This window comes from Methylomonas sp. 11b, assembly GCF_000515215.1.
GTDB lineage: Bacteria > Pseudomonadota > Gammaproteobacteria > Methylococcales > Methylomonadaceae > Methylomonas.
Genome location: NZ_KI911557.1, coordinates 2140478 through 2164702, shown reverse-complemented (window position 1 = coordinate 2164702; position 24225 = coordinate 2140478). Strand labels below are relative to the sequence as shown.

General features: G+C 51.9%; 19 protein-coding genes. 12 read left to right on the top strand and 7 right to left on the bottom strand.

Going from position 1 to position 24225, the window contains the following annotated elements; genetic code table 11:
• Positions 1-73: 73 nt before the first annotated feature.
• The 5 genes from METH11B_RS0110415 (at position 74) to METH11B_RS0110395 (ending at position 6038) form a co-directional block, all read left to right on the top strand.
• Positions 74-1087 (top strand): tryptophan--tRNA ligase, encoded by a 1014-nt coding sequence (locus METH11B_RS0110415; RefSeq protein WP_026601989.1) that lies wholly within the window; start codon positions 74-76, stop codon positions 1085-1087.
• Between the two features lie 107 nt (positions 1088-1194).
• Positions 1195-1953, top strand: coding sequence for a YdcF family protein (locus tag METH11B_RS0110410; RefSeq protein ID WP_026601988.1), 759 nt, complete (start codon positions 1195-1197; stop codon positions 1951-1953).
• A 93-nt stretch (positions 1954-2046) separates the two neighbouring features.
• Entirely contained in the window at positions 2047-3864 is a 1818-nt protein-coding gene (locus METH11B_RS0110405) for an ABC transporter ATP-binding protein (protein WP_026601987.1), read from the top strand.
• Positions 3865-4476: 612 nt separating this feature from the next.
• Positions 4477-4740: a hypothetical protein gene (locus tag METH11B_RS0110400; RefSeq protein WP_026601986.1), complete on the top strand. Its 264-nt coding sequence runs from the start codon at positions 4477-4479 to the stop codon at positions 4738-4740.
• A 788-nt stretch (positions 4741-5528) separates the two neighbouring features.
• The gene (locus METH11B_RS0110395; RefSeq protein ID WP_026601985.1) at positions 5529-6038 is read left to right on the top strand and encodes a GNAT family N-acetyltransferase; all 510 of its coding nucleotides are present in this window, start codon (positions 5529-5531) and stop codon (positions 6036-6038) included.
• Positions 6039-6116: 78 nt separating this feature from the next.
• Here METH11B_RS0110395 and METH11B_RS0110390 read toward each other — a convergent pair whose 3' ends face one another.
• The 4 genes from METH11B_RS0110390 to METH11B_RS0110375 all read right to left on the bottom strand — a co-directional run bounded on the left by METH11B_RS0110390 (position 6117) and on the right by METH11B_RS0110375 (position 11171).
• Positions 6117-6605, bottom strand: a complete 489-nt coding sequence (locus METH11B_RS0110390; protein ID WP_026601984.1) for a peroxiredoxin — start codon at positions 6603-6605, stop codon at positions 6117-6119.
• Between the two features lie 363 nt (positions 6606-6968).
• Positions 6969-7646 (bottom strand): ribose-5-phosphate isomerase RpiA, encoded by a 678-nt coding sequence (rpiA, locus tag METH11B_RS0110385; RefSeq protein WP_026601983.1) that lies wholly within the window; start codon positions 7644-7646, stop codon positions 6969-6971.
• Positions 7647-7905: 259 nt separating this feature from the next.
• Positions 7906-8934, bottom strand: a complete 1029-nt coding sequence (lpxD, locus tag METH11B_RS0110380; protein WP_026601982.1) for a UDP-3-O-(3-hydroxymyristoyl)glucosamine N-acyltransferase — start codon at positions 8932-8934, stop codon at positions 7906-7908.
• A gap of 8 nt (positions 8935-8942) precedes the next feature.
• Positions 8943-11171, bottom strand: a complete 2229-nt coding sequence (locus METH11B_RS0110375; RefSeq protein WP_026601981.1) for a fused MFS/spermidine synthase — start codon at positions 11169-11171, stop codon at positions 8943-8945.
• A 329-nt stretch (positions 11172-11500) separates the two neighbouring features.
• On the opposite strand from METH11B_RS0110375, the gene METH11B_RS0110370 reads away from it, so the two are divergent.
• The 3 genes from METH11B_RS0110370 (at position 11501) to METH11B_RS0110360 (ending at position 14174) form a co-directional block, all read left to right on the top strand.
• Positions 11501-12241, top strand: a complete 741-nt coding sequence (locus tag METH11B_RS0110370; protein ID WP_026601980.1) for a hypothetical protein — start codon at positions 11501-11503, stop codon at positions 12239-12241.
• Between the two features lie 92 nt (positions 12242-12333).
• Positions 12334-12858, top strand: coding sequence for a hypothetical protein (locus METH11B_RS0110365; RefSeq protein ID WP_026601979.1), 525 nt, complete (start codon positions 12334-12336; stop codon positions 12856-12858).
• Between the two features lie 62 nt (positions 12859-12920).
• Complete coding sequence (locus METH11B_RS0110360; RefSeq protein ID WP_026601978.1) at positions 12921-14174, top strand: glutamate-5-semialdehyde dehydrogenase; 1254 nt, start codon at positions 12921-12923, stop codon at positions 14172-14174.
• Between the two features lie 259 nt (positions 14175-14433).
• On the opposite strand, the gene METH11B_RS0110355 is transcribed toward METH11B_RS0110360, so the two are convergent.
• Entirely contained in the window at positions 14434-14913 is a 480-nt protein-coding gene (locus METH11B_RS0110355; RefSeq protein ID WP_036275815.1) for a hypothetical protein, read from the bottom strand.
• 829 nt (positions 14914-15742) lie between these two features.
• On the opposite strand from METH11B_RS0110355, the gene METH11B_RS29975 reads away from it, so the two are divergent.
• Positions 15743-15874 carry a hypothetical protein gene (locus METH11B_RS29975; protein ID WP_269319474.1) on the top strand — a complete coding sequence of 44 codons (132 nt, stop codon included), beginning with the start codon at positions 15743-15745 and terminating at the stop codon, positions 15872-15874.
• 116 nt (positions 15875-15990) lie between these two features.
• On the opposite strand, the gene METH11B_RS0110345 is transcribed toward METH11B_RS29975, so the two are convergent.
• On the bottom strand, positions 15991-17355 hold the full coding sequence (locus METH11B_RS0110345) for a cytochrome P450 (RefSeq protein WP_036275812.1): 1365 nt from the start codon (positions 17353-17355) through the stop codon (positions 15991-15993).
• Positions 17356-17419: 64 nt separating this feature from the next.
• Between METH11B_RS0110345 and METH11B_RS29970 the strand changes: the two genes are divergently transcribed.
• The 3 genes from METH11B_RS29970 to METH11B_RS0110330 all read left to right on the top strand — a co-directional run bounded on the left by METH11B_RS29970 (position 17420) and on the right by METH11B_RS0110330 (position 23332).
• A complete protein-coding gene (locus METH11B_RS29970) occupies positions 17420-17551 on the top strand; it encodes a hypothetical protein (protein ID WP_269319473.1) in 132 nt (43 codons plus the stop codon).
• Between the two features lie 325 nt (positions 17552-17876).
• Positions 17877-21773, top strand: coding sequence for a PAS domain S-box protein (locus tag METH11B_RS27810; RefSeq protein WP_026601974.1), 3897 nt, complete (start codon positions 17877-17879; stop codon positions 21771-21773).
• A 248-nt stretch (positions 21774-22021) separates the two neighbouring features.
• Entirely contained in the window at positions 22022-23332 is a 1311-nt protein-coding gene (locus tag METH11B_RS0110330) for a hypothetical protein (RefSeq protein WP_155931109.1), read from the top strand.
• Positions 23333-23484: 152 nt separating this feature from the next.
• Here the strand turns inward: METH11B_RS0110330 and METH11B_RS0110325 are convergent, their stop codons facing one another.
• Positions 23485-24222 carry a hypothetical protein gene (locus METH11B_RS0110325; protein ID WP_020484989.1) on the bottom strand — a complete coding sequence of 246 codons (738 nt, stop codon included), beginning with the start codon at positions 24220-24222 and terminating at the stop codon, positions 23485-23487.
• Positions 24223-24225 lie beyond the last annotated feature (3 nt).

The following is a 24225-nucleotide window of genomic DNA, read 5'->3' as shown; positions in this document are numbered from 1 at the left end:
TTATTGCCTGACTATCCCAGGCTATTTGTGTAAAATTCCGCCACTTTTCAATCCAGACAGCGTAGGCAGCAGCATGAGCAAATCCATTGTCCTTACCGGTATCACCACCACCGGCACGCCGCATCTTGGCAATTACGCCGGGGCGATTCGGCCGGCAATCAATGCCAGCAAAGACGAGCACGTCAGACCGTTTTATTTCCTGGCCGATTACCATGCGCTGATCAAATGTAACGAGCCGGCGCGGGTCAAGCAATCCAGTCTGGAAATTGCCGCGACTTGGCTGGCCTTGGGTTTGGACACTTCAAACGCAGTGTTCTATCGCCAATCGGATGTGCCGGAAATCCTGGAGCTGACCTGGATGCTGACTTGCGTTACTGCCAAGGGCTTGATGAACCGCGCCCATGCTTATAAAGCCGCGGTCGCCGAAAATGAAGAAACCGAAGGCAACGATCCCGACAAAGGCATCACGATGGGCTTGTTCAGTTACCCCATTCTGATGGCCGCCGATATTTTGATGTTCAACGCCAACAAAGTGCCAGTGGGCAAGGATCAAATCCAGCACATTGAAATGGCCCGCGACATCGCCAGCCGCTTTAACCATATCTACGGCGAGCATTTTGTTTTGCCGGAAGCGGTGCTGGACGACAACGCGGCAACCTTGCTGGGCTTGGACGGCCGCAAGATGAGCAAAAGCTACAACAACACGATACCGCTGTTCGAACCGGAAAAGAAACTGCGCAAGCTGATCAACAAGATCAAGACCAATTCCCTGGAACCCGGCGAACCCAAGGATACGGAAGGTTGTACCTTGTTTGGCATCTATCAGGCTTTCGCCAACCACCACGAAGTCGATGCGATTCGCCAGCGTTACGCGGAAGGCATAGGTTGGGGCGAGATGAAGCAAGTGTTGTTCGAGAAAATCAACGACGAAATCGCCCCGGCCCGCGAGCGTTACGAAGCCTTAATGGAAGCGCCGAAACATATCGAACAACAATTGCAGGAAGGCGCCGAGAAAGCCCGCGCGATCACCAGGCCATTTATCAATACCTTGCGGGAAGCGGTGGGGATTTCCAGATTGGCGATGTAAGGGGGGAAAGTCTGTAGAGACGCAAGATCTTGCGTCTCTAGTTCACTCCCAATAGGGCCGGTCTAAAGCCCTATCGACTGATACTTGCTCAAGGATGATCGTACCCAATGTCCATCGTCGCGATCTACGTTATCAAGCTACTGTTGTTGCCGCCAACCTCTTTGGCAATGCTGGCGCTGGCAGGCTTGCTGTTGGGCAAGCGTAAAAGGGGAAAGAACATGGCGATAGTCTGTCTGGCACTGTTGTGGTTACTGAGTTTGCCGATTGTCGTTAAGCAATGGGCCTTGCTGTGGGAGCGGATTCCGCCTCTTTCTGCAGACGCCGTACAGCCATTCAAACCGCAAGCCTTGGTGGTGATAGGCGGTGGCATTGAATACTCGGCGCCGGAATATCCAGAGCAAGTCACTTTACATGTCAGAACCTTGCTGCGCGTGCGCTATGCCGCCAAGTTGGCCGGGGAGTTGGGTCTGCCGATTCTGGCTTCCGGGGGCGGCACGCTGGAACCAGACGATATTCCCGAAGCGGAGTTGATGGCACAAACCCTGGATAATGAGTTTAAAACTCCCGTGGCCTGGCAGGAACCTCGCAGCAGCAATACCGCCGAAAATGCTCGCTTCAGCCGCGAGCTATTAAAGCAGTTCGGCATCAACAAAATCGTCCTGGTTACTCAGGCCTACCATATGCCGCGTGCTGCTTTGGAATTTCGCAAAGCTGGTTTCGAGGTGTTGCCGGCACCGACGGCGTTTATCGGCCACGCGGGCGAAACCCGTTTATTGGATTGGTTGCCATCACCAAGCTCTTGGGCCAACAGTTTTTTGCTGGCGCACGAAATGATAGGTATGTGGTGGTATCGGATTCGGTACTGATTTAACTGCCGGCTGGGTCTGGCCTGTTCATCAACGGCGCTGCCGCCGGGCAATTGGCTATAATGGCCGGCAGCTTTCTTAACTAATGCCATCATGTCCAAATCATCCACCAAGGAGGGTCTCCGTCGCGCAGCGGACGCACCGCCGTTACCTGCCAACCCCTGGCGTTTCATCCTATTCTGTCTAAAGCCATTCCGTTGGCTGTTGTTGTTGATGCTGATACTGGAAACCGGTCAGGCTGCCGGCAGCATTCTGGTGCCGTATGCGATTAAAGCCTTGATGGACGCGGTCGCCAGTCAGCCCATGCCGGTTAGCGATTGGCTGGAGACTTTCAAGCAACCCTTGCTGCTACTTGCCGGCTTGAATCTGGCCGAGATTATTTTCAGCCGCAGCAGCGGCGCGGTGCTGATTATCATGGGCCCGCGCTTGCGGCAGGGCACAGCGCGGTCTTTGTTTGCCTATCTGCAAAACCACGCGCCGCGCTATTTTGGTAACCATTTCGCTGGCGCGCTGGCGCATCGCATCAGCGAAACCGCGATGAGCGTCAACCACACCACCTGGTCCATCATCTGCGATTTCTGGCCGATAGCCGTGACATTCACGGTGTCGGTCACGCTATTGCTGGGTGTGCATCAAGGCTTGGGTCTGTTCGTGGCTGGCTGGGTGTTGATGTATGTATTGATCTCCTATTGGCTGGCGACCCGCTGCCAACCCTACGCCCAGGATTTTGCCGCTACCCGCAGCATGGTCAACGGCAAGATCGTCGATGCGGTGACTAACATCCTCAACGCCAAGCTATTCGCCCGCTTGCAGCACGAACGCACATATCTGGATAGCTTTCTGGACACCGAACTAAAAAGCGCCCGCCGCACCTTTTGGTATATGGAGCGGGTACGCTGGTTTCAATTTACCGCCGCCGCCATCCTGAAAATCGGCACCATCGGCTACGCCTTGCAACTGTGGCAAGCCAGGGAAATCAGCGTTGGCGCCTTTGCCATGAGCACCGGACTGGCGATTTTGGTGATCGGCGATGCCCGCAACTTGAGTCGGCGTTTTCTGGAGTTTTTCGAGTACGTCGGCAACGTCGCTAACGGCGTGGATACTATCATCCAAAGCCATGAAATCATCGATGTGGCAGACGCCAAACCTTTGCAAATCAGCCAAGGCCGCATCGAATTTAAAGACGTCTGCTTTAGTTACGAACCGGGGCGGCAGGTTTTCGACCATCTGAATGTAGTGATAGAGCCTGGGCAGCGGGTGGGCTTGGTCGGCTTCTCCGGTTCCGGCAAATCCACCTTTGTGAACTTGATTCTGCGCAACTTCGAACCGCAAGCTGGGCAGATTCTGGTGGATGACCAAGATATTTTACTGGCGACCCAGGATTCCTTGCATGCGCAAATCAGCCTGATTCCGCAAGACCCCAGCCTGTTCCACCGCAGCCTGAAAGAAAACATCGGCTACGGCAAACTGGATGCCGACGAAGCGCAAATCAGCTTTGCCGCCAAACTGGCGCACGCCGAGGAGTTTATCGCGGCAATGCCGGAAGGCTACGAGTCGCTGGTCGGCGAACGCGGTGTGAAACTATCCGGCGGCCAACGCCAACGCATCGCCATCGCCCGGGTGATGCTGAAAGACGCGCCGATTCTAATTCTGGACGAAGCTACTTCCAGCCTAGACTCAGTCACCGAAAAAACCATTCAGGAAAACCTGGACCGGGTCATGGGCCGCAAAACCGTCATCGCCATCGCCCACCGTCTCTCCACCATCGCCCATTTGGATCGGGTGCTAGTGTTCGATCAAGGCCGGATAGTCGAAGATGGTAGCCATCAGGAATTGCTGGACAAGCAGGGGTTTTATTATCGGCTGTGGACCATGCAAGCCGGTGGGTTTTTGCCGGATGAGGTGGTTTAGTGGGAATGGGTTGGGTGCTGTTGGCTTTTTATGGCAACTCAGTTCAGCATTGTATATCGCCACTAGGGGGAGTTAAATTTTTCATTAACGCTATAAATCAATCACTTGAGCTAGTACAGTTAGAGTTATGGGGCAAATGATGTCGCATACATTAGGTTAGGCGGTATACGATGAGGACTTATTCTAAATTTGTGTTAATGCTACTTATCGTATGCCCATTATTCGCTGGTGTTGGTCTTGGCATATGGAGTTTGATGCCAGACTGCACTGGTGGTTCTAGTGGCCCTCCTTCAGGGTGTTTTCTTTTGGGAATCAATTTAAATTGGTTCATTGGGCTTACAACACTTGCTTTAGTGGGCTCTTTTTTTACAGTTCCGTTGGGTTTGGTCGTTTTATTGATAAGCGCAATTGTGGGGATATTACAAGGCAACTCGAAAGAAAAATAAAAAGCAAGTAGAGGTTTCGAAGGCCAATATCCTGCAATTGCCAATATGCGTTTGGTGATCTGTAAGCCGACGCCCTCGATTCCGCTGGCGCTGCATCGAGGCTACAATGTCTCATTGTTACGAAAAGCTAAACTGACAAACAACAACCTTATTCGTGATCTCGCCCATGTCGATACGTCTTGCCATTCCGGCCGATGCAAAAGCTATTGGCCAAATTCGTGTGGCGGCTTGGCGCGCTGCTTATCAGCCGTTCATGCCGCCGGACTTCTTGGCGTCATTAGACTCTTCCGCAAACCTGGATGCACTAACAGAACGGTTAACTAATCCAACCAGAGAATTCATGGTGTTCGTCGCCGAGGACGCAGGCAATACGCTTGGATTTTCAATTATCGGCGCGCCGCGTTATCCGACACAGGAACTGACTATTTGAATGCAAGAACTGGAGCAAACCGGTCGGCGTAGGTCCGGTGCGTGACTTCATGGGGAAACTGGACAAGTGCAAGGTAAAGCTCGGAATCATCTTCTCTAAGCGAGTAGCCTCGATGGAATCGAGGTTTCGAAAGCCAATATCCTTCAATTGCCGATATGTGTATGGTGGTCGGTAAGCCGACGCCCTCGATTCCGCTGACGCTGCATCGAGGCTACAATGGCCGGACTTCAATCGACGTTAGGAATGGAGATGGTGGCGTATCGGCGCAATTTTTGACTGGCTCCCAAGCTCTGGCTTGGGAGCCTTGGTCTCGGAAGCTATTGCTTCCAGTCGAGTCGGGAAGCGGAGCTTCCGAGATAGAGTTCCCAAGCAGGAGCTTGGGAACCAGGCAATCGAAATTCTCCAGCCGAAGCAAGCCTCGATGGAATCGAGGTTTCACAGGCCAGTTCCTTTCAATTGCCGATGTTGATTTGGTGCTTGGAAAGCCGACGCCCTCGATTCCGCTGACGCTGCATCGAAGCTACAATGGCTTGACTTCAATCGACTTAAGGAATAGAGATAGTGGCGTATATGTCCGGCGTGGTTGGTTGTCTTTAAACTGGGCTGGCGAGAGTTTTGCGGATCGGAGTTTCGGTGAACCCTAGGCGTGCGGATGGGCGACTCGGCAGGCCGCCCGGATGCAGTTTCTTCCCAGTGCCTGTCTATGTAGTAGTTCAGATCGAAAACCGTATATCATCTGCATGTACAGATAGTTGGACAAACAAAAAACCTGATTCCTTATTTCGCCTATGTCGATACGTCTAGCAACTCCCACCGATGCCAGTGCAATTGGTCAAATTCGCGTGGATGCTTGGCGAGCCGCTTATCAGCCCTTCATGCCGCTGGAATATTTGGAGTCTTTAGATCCTTCAGCAAACCTGGATTCGCTAGCGGAACGGCTAAGTAAGCCAACAAAGGAATTCATGGTGTTCGTCGCCGAGGACAAAGGCAATACGCTTGGATTTTCAATTATCGGCGCACCGCGTTATTTGACACAGGAACTGACTGTTGAACTTTGGGCGCTTAATGTATCGCCTGCTTATTGGCGTCAGGGATTTGGGAGAAAGCTAGTGGATCATTCGGTTGCGGAATCATCCTGTTTAGGTTTTTCCCGCATCGAACTTTGGTGCATCCAAGGCAATTCTCCAGCCGAAGCTACGTATGCTGGTTGCGGTTTTACACGTACCGACATAAAACGCACATCTTCCGCGTTGACTGGACATCCATTAAACGAAGTTCTTTTCTCAAAGATGCTTTAAGATCGTGTGTAAGCGGTGCGGTTTGTTTACTCACCGCACCATATACGCCCTTAAGCTGGGTAAATCTTTGTCGTCGGGTTATGCCTCAGCCGGCGCACTCAAACCCTTAATAATATCCAACACCGCCTGCGCATGCCCCTCATGGTTAACGCCATACATGGCTTCGATCAGCTTGCCGTCTTTGCCGATGATGAAGGTCGAACGGACGATTTTCCATTTTTTCACGCCTTCTTTTTCCACTTCCTGCCAAACGCCGTAAGCCTCGCAGAGGTCGCCGGAGGTGTCAGCTAGCAGTTGTACGTTCAGGCCGTACTTGGCGATAAAGTCGCGGTGGCTTTGGCAATCGTCTTTGCTGACGCCGATGATCACGGTATCTTGGGCATCGAATTCGCCGGCCAGCGCGGTGAAGTCGTTGGCTTCGATGGTGCAACCGGGGGTGTCGTCTTTGGGGTAGAAGTACAACACGACAATTTTTTCGTCTTTGTAATCGGAAAGATAGATCAATTTGTTGTCTTGATTGGCAGATCTAAAAAAAGGCGCTTCTTGGTTTTTTTCTAATTGTGACATGCGGTTCTCCTCTTGATTTCGACCGGATAAGCTCCGGTGCTTGGGCTGTCGGCGGCGTTTTGCGGCGCCAGGTTTTCACGACGCTGGGTCGTTGAAACTGCGAGACTCATTTGCGTAAAAGCCGAATGCGACGATTATGTACCAACTGTTTAGCCGGCTTCTACCACAAAAGCGGTGGGATAAAGGTGAGTCGATGGGGGCTCAATATGTTGGACGGTTCCGTAAAAAACCTAATCCTGTCGTTCCCGCGAATGCGGGAATCCAGAACAATCAAAAGACTGGATCCCCGCATTCGCGAGGATGACGGGTGTTCTAGGGCTCTTGAGCGAATGCCTTGATGGGGAGAGGACACTGGCTTTACTCTCAAGCCCATTGTTCGTCCACTTGCCCATCATGTCCGCAAAATACTGCACGGGTCAGGCCGCAAAATATCCCGTGTTCGACAATGCCCGGAATTGCATTCAACTGATCGTTCAGGGTTTTGCCGTCCAGAGTCGATTCGAAGGCCACGTCCAGCACCAGACTGCCGTGCGAGGTAACCACCAGCCCGTCTTGATTGGCCGTTTGCCGCAACGAGCCACGGCCGCCAATCGCTGCAACACTGCGCTGCACCAGTTGCCAGGCAAATGGGCTGACTTCGACGGGAATAGGGAACTTCTCGCCGATGCGATTGACCTTCTTGCTGGCATCGATTAATACCAGAAACTGATCAGCAGCCTTGGCCAGCAGTTTTTCCCGGACCAGATCGTAACCGCGGCCTTTCAGCACAGTCAGGTCGGGAGTCACTTCGTCTGCGCCATCGACATATAAATCCAGGCCGTCGATATGTTCCATACCCAGTAAGGGTAATCCTAGTTGTTTGGCTTTGTTGGCGCTGACTACCGAACTGGAAACTACCTTGAATTTCAAGCCTTCCTGGCTTCGTCGACGCGCCAAGGCTTCGATAAAGAAATTGGCGGTGGAGCCGGTACCCAGCCCCACTATCATGCCCGGTTTGACGTGTTGTACCGCGTGTTCCGCGACCCGTTGTTTGTCGTTCATGATCCGATCCTATTGAGTTAATTAGAAATCTGTCGTGTTGATTATTCAGCGAATCACAAAACTCTACAAATCGCCGCGAAATTGCTCCCTCTCCTGATGGAGAGGGTTGGGGAGAGGAGAATTAAATCAGCAAAATGTCTTGTTTAATCCTCTAACCCTAGTCCTCTAAGCAACTGCTCCAAGCAATGCACTGCCTCCTGCATCCATGCAGTCGTCCAGCAGGAGAGGGTGCGTTGTGCTTCTCGCTGAATAATTACGTTTACTCTTCCAATTTGAGAACCCGAGCTTCCAGCGCTTTAAATTTTTGCATCAGTTCCGGCAATTTGGCCAGCGCTGCCAACTCCTTCCAAGCCACTTTGCGGTCTTTGGCCGGGCTACCGAATACTTGGGCGCCTGGGTCAATGTCGCCGGAGATGCCGCTGCGGGCCATTACTACCGCCCGTGCACCGATTTTGACGTGGTCGGCTACGCCGGTGCTGCCGGCCAGGATGGCGCCGTCTTCAATGACGCAGGAGCCGGAGATACCGGATTGACCGCAGATGATGACGTTGCGGCCGACGATGTTGTTATGCCCCAATTGCACCAGGTTGTCGATCTTGCTGCCCCAACCAATCTTGGTCGCGCCCAGTGCGCCGCGGTCGATGCAGGTATTGGCGCCGATCTCGACGTTATCGTCGATTTCCACATGGCCGACATGCGGCACTTTAACGTGCTGGTTGTCTCGGAATTTATAACCAAAGCCGTCGGCACCGATGACAGCACCGGCGTGGATAATCACATTGTTACCGATGATGCTGTGGTCATAGATGACGGCATTGGGGTGAATATGGCAGTGTTTGCCTATCATCACATGATTGCCGATACGGGCGCCGGCTTCGATGGTGCTGCTGTCGCCGATGCTGCTTTGTTGACCAACCGTGGCGAACGGGCCAACGTGTACGTCATAACCCAGTGTGGAGGTGTCGGCCAAAACCGCATGTTCGGACACCTGGCGTTTAAACACCGGTTCCGGATGTAGCAACTTAACCGCATTTAAAAAGCTGATCTCCGGGTCTTTACAGACTAGCAAGGTCAGGTTTTCCGGGATTTCGCCGTCTACCAGTTGCTCGGCGATAAAACAGGCCGAAGCCTTGGAGTCTTTTAGATATTTTTTGTATTTACCGTCGCTGAGGACGGTGACTTGATGGGGAAGGGCGGACATGATGTCCGCCGCAGAATTAATAAAGGTTGTCGAGTCGCCGCCCTGGGCGGTGGCGTCGCAACGCTGGGCAAGGTCCGTAATGAGCATGTCCTATCCTATTTCCAAATGCCAATAATATGAGTGAAGTCGTCGGTCCACGGTTGCAAACCAAACGTCAGCGGCAGTTTCTGCCAGTGCCCGAGCCGGCTTTGCTGCAAGCGTTGCAGGCGCTCGGGCTGTTTTGCGATCACCACCCAGTCGGTGGCGATGACTAGAGGGACATCGGTTTCCGGTTTAAATTCCTGCAACAAGGCCGCCAGATGCAATTGATTGACATGGTCGGCCATGACTTTTTTCAAGGCCAGATGGCGGTTGGTGATATGAAAAGCCAGTAAACCGTTGTCTTTCAGCTTGTTAAAGTATAGCTGCAAAGCCTCGCGCGTCAGCAGATGCGTGGGTACTGCGTCGGAGCTGAAGGCGTCCATAATCAATAAATCGAAGCTGCCATCGGCTTCCTTCAGCAGCGATTGCCGGGCGTCGCCGACGATCATTTCCGCCTGCTTGTTGCAGCGGCTTAGATAGGTAAACCAGGCCGGGTTTTGCGCCACTTCCACTACCAGCGGGTCGATTTCATAGAATTTCCAAAGCTGGCCTTCCTTGTTATAGCAGGCCAGTGCGCCGGCGCCCAAACCCACCGCGCCGATGTGCCAATGCTGATTTTCCTTGTCAAATTCGGCAAACAGCTGGCCGATGGGGCCGGGGCGGCTGTAATAGGTTAACGGCGTGGTGACGTTGGCGGCGGTCAAGCGTTGCGCACCGTGTTTGGTGGTGCCGTGATATAACTCGCGGACGGTTTCCGGCCGTTGGTTTTCATCGGGGATGACGGTGTCGCGCACCGACATCACGCCAAAAAAGCTGCGCTCCTGGTAAATGGTGTTGGAGGCCATACTGTGCAAGCCCAGCGTGAACAACAAAATCACCCCGGTCAACGCGCCCAAACCGATGGGGCTATGCCGTAGCGAATAACTCACGCCGGCCAACAGAATCAGCGCGCCGCCGATTAAGTCCAAGTAATCGAACAGCTGCTCGGTAGTGAAATAAATCGTCAGGCCGATGATTAATAACAACACCGGAAAAATCGGCTGCAAAAACCATTTGCCGTCGAAAAAGCCGGGACGCAGCAGCAAGGCGGCGACGATCATGATGGGATATTCGTATACCGCATTAAAGATAAACGGCGCGACGAAGGTATTGAACAAACCGCCCAGCATGCCGGCAAACGACATCACCAGATAAAAGCGAGTCAGATATTGCGGATGTGGGCGGCTTTTAGCCAGTTCGCCGTGGCAGACCATCACCGCTAGGAAGAAGGCCAGCAGATGCAAAATCAAATCCAGCCAATAGGGCAAGGTGGCCGGGTTGATGAAGGAATAAGCGATGAATACCGTCAATACTGCCGGTTGTGCAGCCAGCATCCAAGGCCGGATGCGCTCGGCCCAGGTGCTGAACACCAGGATGAAGGTCAGCAAATACAAGGTCAGTGGCACGATCCACAGCAAGGGTACGGCGGCGATATCGGTGCTAATGAACTGCGTCAAGCCCAGCAACAAGCTGGACGGTACGAAAGCCAGCGCCAGCCAGCGCAGTTGTTGCAGCGTCGACGGCGGTTCGATGCCGGCGTCAGTTAAAACGTCCTCGTCTTCCTTATCTGCTTGGCTGCGCCAGAAGCTGACGGCGCAAACGACAATCAACGCGCACAAGCCAATATAGCCGCCGCTCCAGATCAGTCTTTGATTGGCCAAACCCAGGTTAGGCTCGATTAGGAACGGATAGCTCAACAAAGCCAGCAAACTGCCGGCGTTGCTGGCGGCATATAAATAGTAAGGATCGTCGCTACTATGATGACCGCTATGCGAAAACCATTTTTGCAACAGCGGCGCGGTGGTGGAGACCACGAAAAAGGGCAGGCCGATTGCCAGGAATAAGGTCCACACCAGCCACAAAGTCGGGTCGCCGTCGGTCGGCGGTGCGGAATCCGGCGGCAGCGCCACCGGCAGCGCAATCACGCTGAACACCAGCAAGGCGGTATGAATCTGAATCTGCCGTTGGCTACCCAGCCGCGAACTCAACCAATGCGCATACAAGTAGCCTAGAAACAGCAGCGTTTGGTAAAACACCATGCAGGTGTTCCACACCGCCGGCGTGCCGCCTAACAGCGGCAGCAACAGCTTGCCGAACATCGGCTGCAACACGAACATCAGCGTGGCGCTGATAAACAGGGTGGCGGCGAATAAAATAACGGGGGAAATCAAAGCTTTGGCGGTGGGTTGCGGAGTGTTATTCATTGTAATTATGCGGGTTCCGTGCGTGTCCTGGCCCAATGATAAAGCATTTGGCTTTTAAAGTGGTTTTGGATGAGGGTGTGCGGGTGCGGTATCTGGCATTAGACGGGCTGGTGCGTCGGAGAGATTAGCGCTTTTTCTGTCAAATCGGAAAGGGATGTCTATGCTTTTATCTCAGCGTTTTAGATGCGATGTGGTTATCGATCCTTATGTTTCTGATTGACTTTAGTTGTTTGCCCCATTCGTTCGGTCTAAATTGATATATAGCGTTCGAAACTGGAAGATAGACAATAACTATAAGACCATTTATTAAAATTTATGGAAGACTAAAAATGACCTTGGAATTTAAACTTCAGGCTTGGCCAATTGTTCTGAATACCCTAAAAACGGCTTGGATAACTAAGAAAGAATTCTTCAATGTAATTACGCTGCCGACTTTAATTTTATTAGTTTATTCTGCATTAATATTTAATTACGCTAAAAATATTGGATTTCCATTGGCTTTGTTATTTATGGGCATACTTGGTATCGGTTTGTCCTGGCTTGCAATAATATGTCATCGTCTGGTTCTTGTAAGTGATTTTAAGGTATATAACAACATTGACTTCAGAATGGGTGTGCGATCGGCTAAGTTTTTAGGGATGCTTTTTCAGGTATTTATAGTCGTGAGTCTTGTCGAAGCAATTGTTTTTATGAGTACGTTGTTTATGTTTAACAGGAACTTGCCCTCGATTGGCCTGGAGGATGTAAAGTTTTGGATAAAACTATTTTCTCATGTTTTAGGCGGATATATAACTGCAAGGCTAAGCTTGGTGTTTCCCGCTATCGCAATCGACAAAAAAGTGAGTTTAAAATGGTCTTGGGTTATTACCCGCGGTAATGGTTTTAACATGTTTGCCATAGTCTGTTTGTTTCCGCTATTTTTTAATTTTATTATTACAATGCTTTGGCGTGAAAACGCTACTGACATTGAAAATGCCGTGTTATCAATTGCAATGTTTTTTGTTACGGCCATTGAGGTTATCGCTCTTTCACTTGCTTTCAAGGAATTTGAGAGCTTTTATAGTCAGTAAGGTACGGTAAATAATGTGTGCCGCATCGATAACAATTAGTGCGGTTAGTAAATTCATCATGCCCTCCGTACCATTTCATTGATTTAAAAGCCATGAACGAAACAACCCTTGTCCTTTGCAAGAAACCAATTATTGGCCTAGCGATGTGGCTTATGTCTATGTGCGTGACAAATCAGGCCCTTAAGGACGCTTTTATTGATATATCCAAGAAGGGGGCTGTCCTCGACCAGAACATCGACGTACCCATGGACGAAAGATATTCCCTAATGCTTCTGTTTAGGTCCACTGAAAAATATGATCTGTCCAATCCCCATAGATCTTTTTTTTCATATTTTTGTGCCTATCCCCAAGAGCAAGTTGAACCGTGGAGAAGAACAAGTCAGAAATTGGCACTGACAGTTGACATCGCAACTATCGATGGGCAATCCATTAGCCACACCGTTTTTGAACCTCTTTGCGAGAGTAATCCTGGTAACGAGAACAATGTTGCTCTTGGCTACATTCAAATGAAGGCAGGTAAGTATAAAATGCAAATAACCAACAATTTCCGCGCTTCTGTTACAGGAGATGGGAAGGTGCAAATTATCCTCCGAGGTGCTGGCGCGGGTTACCCATAATTCCTACACCAGATGAAATCGGGCAAAATCAGCAGCCTCAAAAGCAATCGATCTGAAAAAACATGACTACCAACCCCATCCAAACCATCGCCCAACAAAGTCGCGCTGCATCTCGCCAACTAGCATCAGCCTCCGAATCGACGCGCAATCTGGCGTTGGCGAAAATGGCCGAGGCGCTGGAGTCGGTCAGGCAGCAGGTGTTGGAAGTCAACGCCCGGGAAATCGTCAAGGCCCGTGACGAAGGGCAGTCTGATGCGATGGTCAAGCGGCTGACGATAGACGACAAAACCTTTAATTACATGTTGTCGCGCCTGAAAAAAGTGGCGCAGTTGCCGGACCCGCTGAATCGGATACTGACCGGCCACACCAATCCGGCCGGGCTGCGGGTTTATAAAAAATCGGTGCCGCTCGGCGTGATCGGCATCATTTACGAGTCGCGCCCCAACGTCACCACCGATGCCGCCGTAGTGTGCATCAAAAGCGGTAACGCGGTGATCTTGCGCGGCGGTTCGGAAGCGTTGCAAACCAATACGATACTCACCGATGCGATGATTGCCGGCGCCGTCGCCGCTGGTCTGCCGGAACATGCAATCCAAATCATCCGCACACCCGGCCACGAAGCGGTCGGCGAGCTGTTGAAAATGGACGAGTACATCGACGTGTTAATCCCGCGTGGCGGTAAAGGCTTGATCAAGCGCATCGCCGAAGGCACGCGGATTCCGGTCATCAAGCATTACGACGGCATTTGTCATTTGTATCTTGCTGCCGATGCCGACCCGGAACAAGCCGTTGCCTTGGCCGTGAATTCCAAATGCCAAAGTGTGCAAGTCTGTAACGCACTGGAAACCTTGCTGGTGGACTGCGCATGCGCCGCACAGCTATTGCCACTACTGCAAACCGCATTTGCTGAAAACCATATCGAATTGCGCGGCTGCGAACAAACCCAAAAACTGTTACCCGATGTAGCCCCAGCGACAGAGGAAGATTGGCATAGCGAATACCTGGCGCCCATTCTGTCGGTGAAGGTCGTGGACGGCATTCAACAAGCCATAGACCATATCAACCACTACGGTTCCGGCCACACCGACGGCATTGTCACGCAAAGCCTGAGCCTGGCCCGGCAGTTTGAAGAACAGGTGGATTCGGCGTCGGTGATGATTAACGCTTCGACCCGTTTGTCGGGCGGCGGTGACTACGGTTTGGGCTCGGTGGTGGGTATCAGCACCGACAAACTCCATGTGCGCGGCCCGGTCGGACCGGATGAGCTCACCACCTACAAGTGGGTGGCGTATGGGGATGGGCATTTGCGTGGCTAGGGTGCAAAAGCGGGAGCCCCAATCGCAAGCTCAATACGCCGGTGCTTACTGCTTTTCGTAATATTCGTTGTCTGGCAATAAATACAGGCTTTTGGAGATTATTTCTATCCCTTTTATTAACCCGGCCCTATTCATCACTGGTATTCCGTTCCGGCTGAGCACGTCGAAGCCCCGGCTGGTGTGCCATTCGATAAACTCAGTACCCGCAAGGGCATATAGGCGGACGGTATTTAAGGGCCGGGTTAATAATGCCGTGTGTTTAAGGTGCGACGGGTTCCGGCGTTGTTAGTCTGTTATCTACTCTACTGATACTGTGCTGACGCTCAATAGACTCGGTTAAGTTATAGCCGTTGTCGTTAAATAGATCGCCGATAAAAAACAAGCGCATATCGATAATCCAGCCTATTTTTCTTTGTTTATTGTTTTCGACAATAATAGTCGCCAGCTTTTGGTTGTTATCAATAACCTGCGTCACAATTGTCTTTGGATAATCAGGATCTTCTTTTAAAGCCCCGGATACTATGCGCTGAGCTGATTCTATGGATAGTATCTGGGTGGTATTAGGTGTTGCGGTGTTTTTATCGTTTATTAACGATTGCGCTTTAAAATAACCAATATCATAAGCCAGTTTAGAAATCAGGCTAATGACAATAGCCACGCCCCAAACGGACAGGCCAATTTTTAATCGTCTTCTAACGCGAGGATGAGATAGTCTTTGCAGAAAAACTCTAAATTTCATTTTTATTTTGGTTATATGGCTTTATTTGCCACTGTTGATATTAAGGGTTGGTAATTTTGGCAAGAAATCAATCAGAAAATACGGCACCGATCAATTCGATGCATTCTGACGGCTTCTGGCCGGACAAGTTCAAGAGATTGACTACTAAAACAAGCCGGATAGCAAAGCGTTTTGTGCAAGCAGCAGTGTGAACGGCCAGCATGACAATTGCTATCTCCGGATGAAATAGTTTAGCAACATGTACATTCAGGTAATACCGATTAGCTTAATTTGGCGGCCATTTGGTAGCGAGCGGCTGTCAAAAATCCCTAATGTCTTAAGTTTTTTCCTAATCCAAAGTACCGTGCTGCTTGCCGTATTTTAAGTGACGCCTCTCGGAATATTTTGATTTTTCAAAAGCTTATAAGCGTGTGGCACCGCCGGTCTGTTGCGGCTTTTAGCGTTGTTTCGGTCTTTGCGACTGCTGCACACGCTGAATTGCGCCCGGTAATTTAGTTTGCAAATCGGCCAATGGCAGGAGACGGCACCAAAATATTTTAGTGTATTTTCGGAAGATTTTAGATGCCTGCGTGGCCGTGGAATAGGCTTTTGCGTTGAGGCAGGCGGAAGCCCCCTGGGTAATTTTCAAGTCCAATCAAGATAGTGAGCTATGAAAATTCGCCGTTGTCGCGTCTGGAAATCTTGCTTACTGGTTTCTCTGAGTAGCCGTTTTTAAACCGGTGGCGATTGTTGTTACAGAACATGCCATGGTCGAGTCTTGACATTATTTTATCGCATGGAACTCTTTATGCCGTATTGCGAATCTTAATCTAACTCAGGGTAAAAAATCATGAAAATTAATAAAAATATACTAATTGTTTTGGTTGCTCTGTTTCTCGGCGGTTGTGGAGATCAGTGGTGGTGTGGTGATGACGGTTGTAATGCAGCTTCTTCAAAATCAATGGTTAGATCAACAGAATGAAATCAGAATAGTTGGTTTTTATTTTTTGCCGATGCAACTAATTTTATTCTAATAGTTGTTGCTCATTACCAGAGTGCAATGGCAAATATAAAACCCAAAATATTTTTTTTAAAAAATTATTTGTAAGGAATAATTCTGCCAACAACCGGCTGATCAGGCTTTAACGTGATACTAAAGGCTTCTTTAGCGGTAATATTGGTTTCAAAGCTAAATTCTCTGATAAAGCTGGCGATGATCAACAACATTTCCAGCTCAGCAAAATGTTTGCCTATGCAATTATGCACACCGCCGCCGAACGGAAAAAAGGAAAATGTGTGCCGTTCCGGCGCCGCGGTTTCCAGGAATCTATCCGGATTAAACTGTTCCGGTGTCTGCCACAGCCGGGGGTGATGGTGAGTGGTGTGCATGCTCAACAACACCGTAGTGCTTTTTGGAATGCTATAGCCGCTTAGTTCAATGTCCTGCACGGTTTGCGTCGACAGTGCCGACGTCGGTGGATAAAGGCGCAAGGTTTCGTTTAACGCGGCCTTGGTATAGCGCAGTTGGCTCAGGTGGGACGCGCATAGCGGCTCTTCGGGTAACTGGCGGATTTCCGCGGCAATCTTGTTGCGCACATCGGCATGCTTGCCGGTTAAATAAAAAAACCACAACAAGGTGTTGATCGTGGTTTCCTGGCCGGCAAAGAACAGATTAACGGCTTCGTCTTGCAGTAGTTCGTCAGGCATTGTGTAGCCGGTACTTCTGTCGCTAGACTGAATCAACAGCGATATCAGGTCTTGCCCCGGATTGTGCTGTTTTTCCGCAATTTCTTCGCGGATAAAGGCTTTCAGATAATCGACCGCGGCATGATAGCGCTTGGATTTCAACGGAATAAAGCGTTTCAAGCGGCTGCCAAAGATAATTTCGCTACCCAACTGTACCGGTAACTCCCGGCAGATTACTTCGATAACCTTGATCAGCTCCGCGCTATTGCTAATGCTGTCTACCGATTTGCCGAGCAGGGTGCGGATAAAAATTCGCTGAATCAGATTTTTCATCGCCAAGGTCAAATTGACTTGGCCACCGGCCGCGTTTTTCAAGTTGCCCGCCACGGCGGCGGCTTCCTCGATCATAATCGCCTCGTAATGCTTAACCGCCTCTTTGGTAAACAAGGGCTGCATCAAACGGCGCTGCTTGCTCCACACTTCGTTCTGGCTGTTAACCAAACCGTTGCCGAACAGTACCTGTTTGGCGTCGTAAAGAAAGTCCCGGTTCAACAAGCCTTTGCCTTCCAGGTTAAAGATTTGTTCGATGTGTTCAGGGTTACAGACGAACAATATTTTTCTGCCGAAAAGTCGTCCCAGCACCAGATCCCCGTACTGATTGTGGATCCAGGCCAAGGTCGCCAACGGCCGCCAGATCAACTGCATCATCGGTAGAATTACCGAATGTTCCGGTAACGAGGTTTTTTGGGGTTGGGTTTGCGATGTCACGTGTGCCATTGTGTTGAAGCCGTCAATTATCGGGGATTGTAATTGTTCAACGCGAATTACCACAAACCCATCGTTGCTGGCCAAAGCCTTTCGCGGCGAACTGGTCCCGCAAGACCCCAACGACGAACCAGCCAGCGAATTGTTGGCGCGTATTGCCGCCGGCAAAACGGCGGAGCAAGCTAAAACACGTGCCGGTAAAAGGTAGGTCAAACCTTTTTGAAGTGGCGGCGGTAGTCTTCTGCGTGGGTCTAAGATCCAGACCTTGTAGGGCTTGAATGCCTCTGCCCGACGGCATTGCCGAAATTAACGAAAACGCCGTTATTTTGTCGTGCCACCCCGCTTCTTTAACGTATCGCCGGAGTTGAATTGATAGTGTTAAAGGCTTAAATCTAACGCGGTTTTAGCTAGGTGCTATTTTTACATGTACAGATTTTGATCGAGAGCGCCCGCAGCGCATATGCGTTTTTACGCTACTGTGCCCTGGTAGCCGATCATAAATCGCGGAAATAACCTTTACCGAAATTCCTGCCATGAATGAAATTCTAAAGTTTCTGACCGACAATAATTTTATGCCGCATGGCTATTGCCTGAGCTGGTCGCCGGGTTTGTTGTGGACCTTCGTGATTAGCGATGGCTTGATATTTTTGTCCTACTTTTTGCTGCCGGTTGCCTTGGGTTATTTCGCGCGGCATAGGCAGGATTTTCCGTATGTCCGGGTGTTATGGTTGTTTGTGGTGTTCATTCTGGCCTGCGGTACGACTCATCTGATGGATGTCGTGGTGATTTGGGAACCACTTTACGGACTAGATGCTTTTGCCAAAGTGGTGACGGCGATAGTCTCGGTGGTGACGGTGGCGGTGCTGATACCGCTGATTCCCAAAGCGCTGCAATTGCCCAGTCCTGCGCAGTTAAGCGAGGCCAACCAACGTTTGCAACTGGAAGTTGCCGAACGTGAACGGGTCGAACAGGCTTTGAAAGCGGCGAACGTGTTACTTGAGCAGGGTTTGGTGGCAGAACGCACTCAGTTGGCGGCACTAGTAAATTCTTCCGACGATGCGATTATCGGCAAAAATCTGGAGGGTATCGTCACCAGTTGGAATGCTGCGGCCGAACGTATCTTCGGTTACAGTGCCGCTGAGATTGTCGGCCAGCCGATTACGCTGCTGTTTCCAGCCGAACTACTGGCCACCGAAGCCGAGTTGCTACAGCGGATTGTGAACGGCGAGCGGATAAGCAACTACGAAACCCAAAGGTTGCGTAAGGACGGCAGCCGGATCGACGTCGCCGCGACGGTTTCGGCGATTAAGGACAGCGACGGCAAGGTCGTCGGCGCGTCGAAGATTGTCCGCGACATCACCGAGCGCAAGCGTATCAAGGCCGCGTTGCAGGAAAGCGAGGCTAATTTTCGCAGGTTGTTCGATGTGGCGCCGGTGCCGATGGCGTTGATGGCGGCCGACGGCACCATGCTGGCCATGAACCAGTCTTTTGCTCGCACTTTTGGCTATACCTTGTCCGACATCCCAACCGCCGAAGATTGGTGGCGCAATGCCTATCCCGATCCGCTTTACCGGCAATCGGTTTTCGACATCTGGCAGAATTTGCAGCGCCGCGCGGCGGAGCAGCAGGCGCCAATCGAGTCCCACGAATATCAGGTTACCTGTAAAAACGGCGAAGTGCGCACCGCCATCATCTCCGGCATTACCATGGGCGACAATTTATTGGCATCGCTGGTGGACATCACCGAGCGCAAGCGGGCTGAAGAGGAACTGCGCAAATTATCCCTGGTTGTCGAGCAAAGCCCGGAGAGCATCGTTATTACCGATCTAGATGCGCGTATCGAGTATGTCAACGAAGCGGTGATCCAGACCACCGGCTATTCACGCGCCGAACTGTTGGGTCAAAAAGCCAATATTTTGAAATCGGGTAAAACCAAGCCCGAGTATTTCGTGGAGCTTTGGGATAATTTGACTAACGGCCGATCCTGGCAGGGCGAATTTATCAATAAGCGCAAGGATGGCTGCGAATTTGTGGAGTCGGCCATCCTTGTGCCGATTCGACAGCAAGACGGCCGGATTAGTCATTACATGGCAATCAAGGACGACATCACCGAGAAGAAACAGATGCTCGAAGAGTTGGAGAACTATCGCGAACATCTGGAAGAATTAGTCGTTGAACGCACCGAACAGTTGGCCGATGCGATGCAAGCGGCGGAAGTGGCCAACGTATCGAAAAGCGCCTTTCTGGCGAATATGAGTCATGAAATCCGCACGCCGATGAACGCCATTATCGGTTTGACGCATTTGCTGCAAAATACCACGCTGGATGCCAAGCAGCGCGAGCAGTTGACCAAGATTTCGGTCGCTGCCCAGCATTTACTGGGCATCATCAACGACATTCTGGATTTTTCCAAGATCGAAGCCGGCAAATTGGTCCTGAGCATCGGCGATTTCGATCTTGACCATATTTTTAAAAGTTTGAACGACCTGATTTGCGACCGCGCCGCCGAAAAAGGTCTGGAAGTGATAAATCGTATCGACCCGGCGCTACCAGCGGTGTTACGCGGAGATTCGCTGCGGCTGGGGCAGATTTTGCTTAATTTTGCCAGCAATGCAGTCAAGTTTACCGATGTCGGGCATATCGTGTTTCGGGCTAAATTGATAGCCAAAAATCCGGTGGGGATTGTGGCACGATTCGAAATCAGCGACACCGGCATCGGCATGAATGCCGAGCAATGCAGCCGGTTATTTCAAGCCTTCGAACAGGCCGATTCCACCACGTCGCGCCGCTTCGGCGGCACGGGCTTGGGGCTAGCCATCAGCAAACGCCTGATCGAACTGATGGGCGGCACGGTGGGCGTGGAGAGCGAATTGGGCCGCGGTAGTACGTTTTGGTTGGAGTTGCCGTTCGAATATGCCGCGGGTTCTGCGCAGCAATTGCCTAAGCCGGATATCCGCAAAGGTTTAAAAGTATTGGTGGTAGACGATGTGGCCGAGGCCCGCGAAGCCATCGCGCACATGCTGACTCGGTTCGAAGCGCGGGTGAGTGTGGCCGATTCCGGATTGGCGGCCGCGCAAAATGTTGTGGATGCCCAGCAAGCCGATTCACCGTTCGATCTGGTGTTGATGGACTGGATGATGCCGGTGATGGACGGCATTCAAACCGCGCGCCGGATGGGCGAACTGCTTGGCGATTCCTTACCGAAAATTGTCCTGGTGACCGCCTATAGTTACGACGGCAGCGCCGAGGAATTACGTAGCGCCGGGATTGTTGGGCATCTCGCCAAACCGGTGACGCTGTCAGCCTTACACGATACGATTGCCGGCGTGCTGTCGGGATGGCGGCAAAAAACGCCTGCGGATGCGCGGCGCCCCGATTTAGCCAACCTGAAAGGACGGCGGGTGTTGTTGGCCGAAGACAATTTGATTAATCAGGAAGTGGCGTTGGAGTTGTTGCAAGAGGCCGGTTTATTGGTCGATTTGGCCGAAAATGGCCGCAGCGCTTGCGATATGGCCGCTAAACAGCTGTACGACCTGATTCTGCTGGACGTGCAAATGCCGGAGATGGATGGCATCGCCGCCAGTTTGGTGATTCGGCGCATGCCGGGGCGGGAAAAAACACCAATATTGGCCATGACCGCCAATGCGTTCGACGAAGATAGACGTGCTTGCCTGAGCGCCGGGATGAATGATCACATCCCCAAACCGGTCAATCCGGAGGTGCTGTACGACGTGATATTACGCTGGATGCCGCCTTTGCCGCCCACCCAATCGGCCCAAGTTCATAAAACCTCGGATGAGCAAAACGACGGCAACGCGGCCCTGCACGAGCGCTTGGCGAATATCCCGGGCCTGGATTTACAGGCCGGTTTGCACAATCTGCAAAACAAGCTGCCGTTTTATTTGCGCCAGTTACGCCATTTCGTGCAGCGGCATGCGGCCGAAGCCGACAATATCCGGCAGTTATTGACTGTCGGCGATTGGGAATCCGCGCAAAGAGCCGCGCATTCCTTAAAAAGCAGTGCTGCAACCTTGGGGATAACCCACATCCGGCAGACCGCCGAGGGCATCGAAATGGCCTTAAAACAGCAAGCCGCCGCTGCGGTCGATTCTTTGCAGCGTCCGCTCAAACAATTGACTGAGCAACTCGCCTTGTTTATTACGCAGATTCTCGATGTGTTGCCGGCTGAGCGCGCGCTTCAAGAGATTTCGCCGTCCACCTATTCCGAGGAAGCTCTGCGTGCGGTGGTCGAAGGCCTTCGGATATTACTGGAGGAGGGCAATATTCAATCCCAAATTTATGTACAAAACCACCGGGAGCAACTACGGCAAGCTTTCGGCCACGAGGGTGTTGCGTCTTTGATGCGGCATGTCGAGGTGTTTGCTTTCGATCAAGCCTTGGACGTTTTGCAGCGCGATCCGCACCTTTAGCCGGCTCAGACGGGTTTACCCATTTTTACAATTTACCAGCGCCGATTGATACCTCTGTCGGCGATAATGCCGCTCTCGATCACCTGTCGCCGATTTTTTGCCGGAGTTGCAAAGTCATGTCCCAAGCTTATAAATTTTTTATTTCCCAGGCCTTGAAATATTGCCGCTCCCGCGCAGGCGGGAGCCCCGCGGCTATGCTGGATTCCGGCCTGCGCGGGAATGACGAGTCTAGGGAGTTTGAGAGCCGGATGAATAGGTCACGCCGTTTGATTTTTTGTTGCTCGCTTCTGCTGTTTGTCGCCTGTTCCTCCAGACCGCCGCTGCCCAGCCTGGAAGATCAGCAGGAAAAGTTGAGCGAGGTATTGGGCAATGGCGGCTACAAAACCGCACGGAATTTTGCGGTTGATGCTACGCACGATGTCTGGATTTATCAGCAAACGGAACTGGAAGTGGAACTGGTCGGGCCGAGTACGCCGGGAAGCTACCCGTTGATTATTTATCTGCCCAGCTTGGGCGAAGATGCGAAAGCCGGGCGTTTGTGGCGGGAAACCTGGGCCAAGGCCGGCTATCTGGTGTTTAGCATGCAGCCGGTGCCGGTTAGCCAAGCCTTGAAGGCCCTGGAGGCGGAACGGCGTTTCGATGACCCGGAGGAGATGCCGGACGACGAAAACGCGGAGCTGGCTGATGAAAACATGGAGTTGCGACCGGAGCCGGCTGGCGGCGGTTGGTTTGGTGACAAGCCGCGTCGGCAATCGCGAACGGCTCGGGAAAGCGAATTGCGTTACGTCGGCCATCAATACTTTGGCGTGGAGAATTTGAAGACTCGCTTGGCGCAATTATTTTGGGCCTATGCGCAGGTGCAAACTCGCGCCGGCTTACGGCAACCCTTGTATGCGTCCGCCGACTTCAGCAAGGTGATACTGGCTGGCTACGACCTGGGTGCGCAAACCGTGACGGCGGCTTTGGGCGAGAATTTCGGCAGCGGTTTGCCGCGCGCGGACCAACTCAAGCCGGTTGCGGCGATGGTGTTAAGCCCCTCGGTCGATTTGGCGGAAGGCAATGTGCGTAGCCGGTTTCAAGCTTTGCGTCTGCCGATGCTGACGATTACCGGCAGCGAAGATAACGATCCTTACGCGATCAGTTCCGCCGCCGTGCGCACGGCGGTTTGGGAACAGGCCCCGGCCGGCGGCAAATATCTGTTGTTATTACGCGGCGCCGGGCATCGCTTGCTGGCGGGCAATGAACTGGGTGGACGGTTTGGCTTGAGCGGGTCGAGGCGTGGAGAATTCGGCATGGGCGGCATGGATTCGGGTGGCGGTCCCGGTGGGCATGGCGGTGGTGGGCGGCGCGGCTCCGGTGGGGGCAGCCCCAATTTGGGTTTGTTCGGTAAGCCGGAACGCCAAGATCCCAACCTGGGTTATAAACAGGTCGCGGCTATCGCTAGTGTGTCCAGTGCTTTTCTGGATATGGTGATCAAAAAAGACGAGTTTGCTCAGGCTTGGCTAAATGAAAAAGCCGGTAAATGGCTGGAGAGGGCGGGTACTTTACAAACGCGATGAACATATTTAGCTGTTTATCAAATACCGCCGCTCCGGCCTTTGCCGGAATAATTAATTCACGGAGTTTAAGGGCCGGGTTAATAGGGCGAATTTTTGCATCGAAATGTTGGGCTATGTCGAGGCCGGCAAGCCCAACATCCGTCAAGCGATTATCAGACCGAAGCTTCGCGGCGGCGACCCAGCCAAAACAGCCCGGAGAAGCCGGATAAAGCCAACCAAATGGCCGGCGGTAGCGGCACCTGGGAGATGCTGACGTTGTCCACCCCAAAATTGAAAGGGCCGACGTTATCGGTTTCGGCAAAACGCAGGCGTAAGGTCTCGCCTTGATGCGCTTGTAGCAAGGTAGTGATGTCGATCAAGAAGGCGGTGTAGCCGGATTCAAGAGGATCGTCGGTATTGGTTTGAAATAGGTTCTGTAAAACAGTGGTACTAAACGGATCGACCGTGGTGCTCAAAATGTCGACGCGCGCTTGCTGGTTGAGATTAGTCGAGCCTGGAGTGCCGGTTGTTGCCCAATCCAGATGTCCCGGATTGTAATAGTTGTCAGCGGCGTTATTCAGATACAAAGAAAACGCCAGGCTGGTAATGCCCACGCCGGTCGGCACCACAAAGTCCTGATACAAGACATGGCTGCCGCCGGCTTGGGCGTCGGTCATTGCCGCAAAACTACCTTCCACGGGTGCTGCTACCGAAAAACCGTTTTCCGGGCTGCTGGTCCCGCTTTGCTGAAAAAAACTACCTTCGCTACCGAGTTGATCGGCGCGGGTCCAGTTATTAAAACCCGACTCGAAACCGCCGTTTACTAACAAATTGGCCTGACTCGGCATGGAAAAGCTGCCGATCAATATCCCCAAGCATGCCACTGACTTTAAGTTGCTGAATGTGTTCATCAC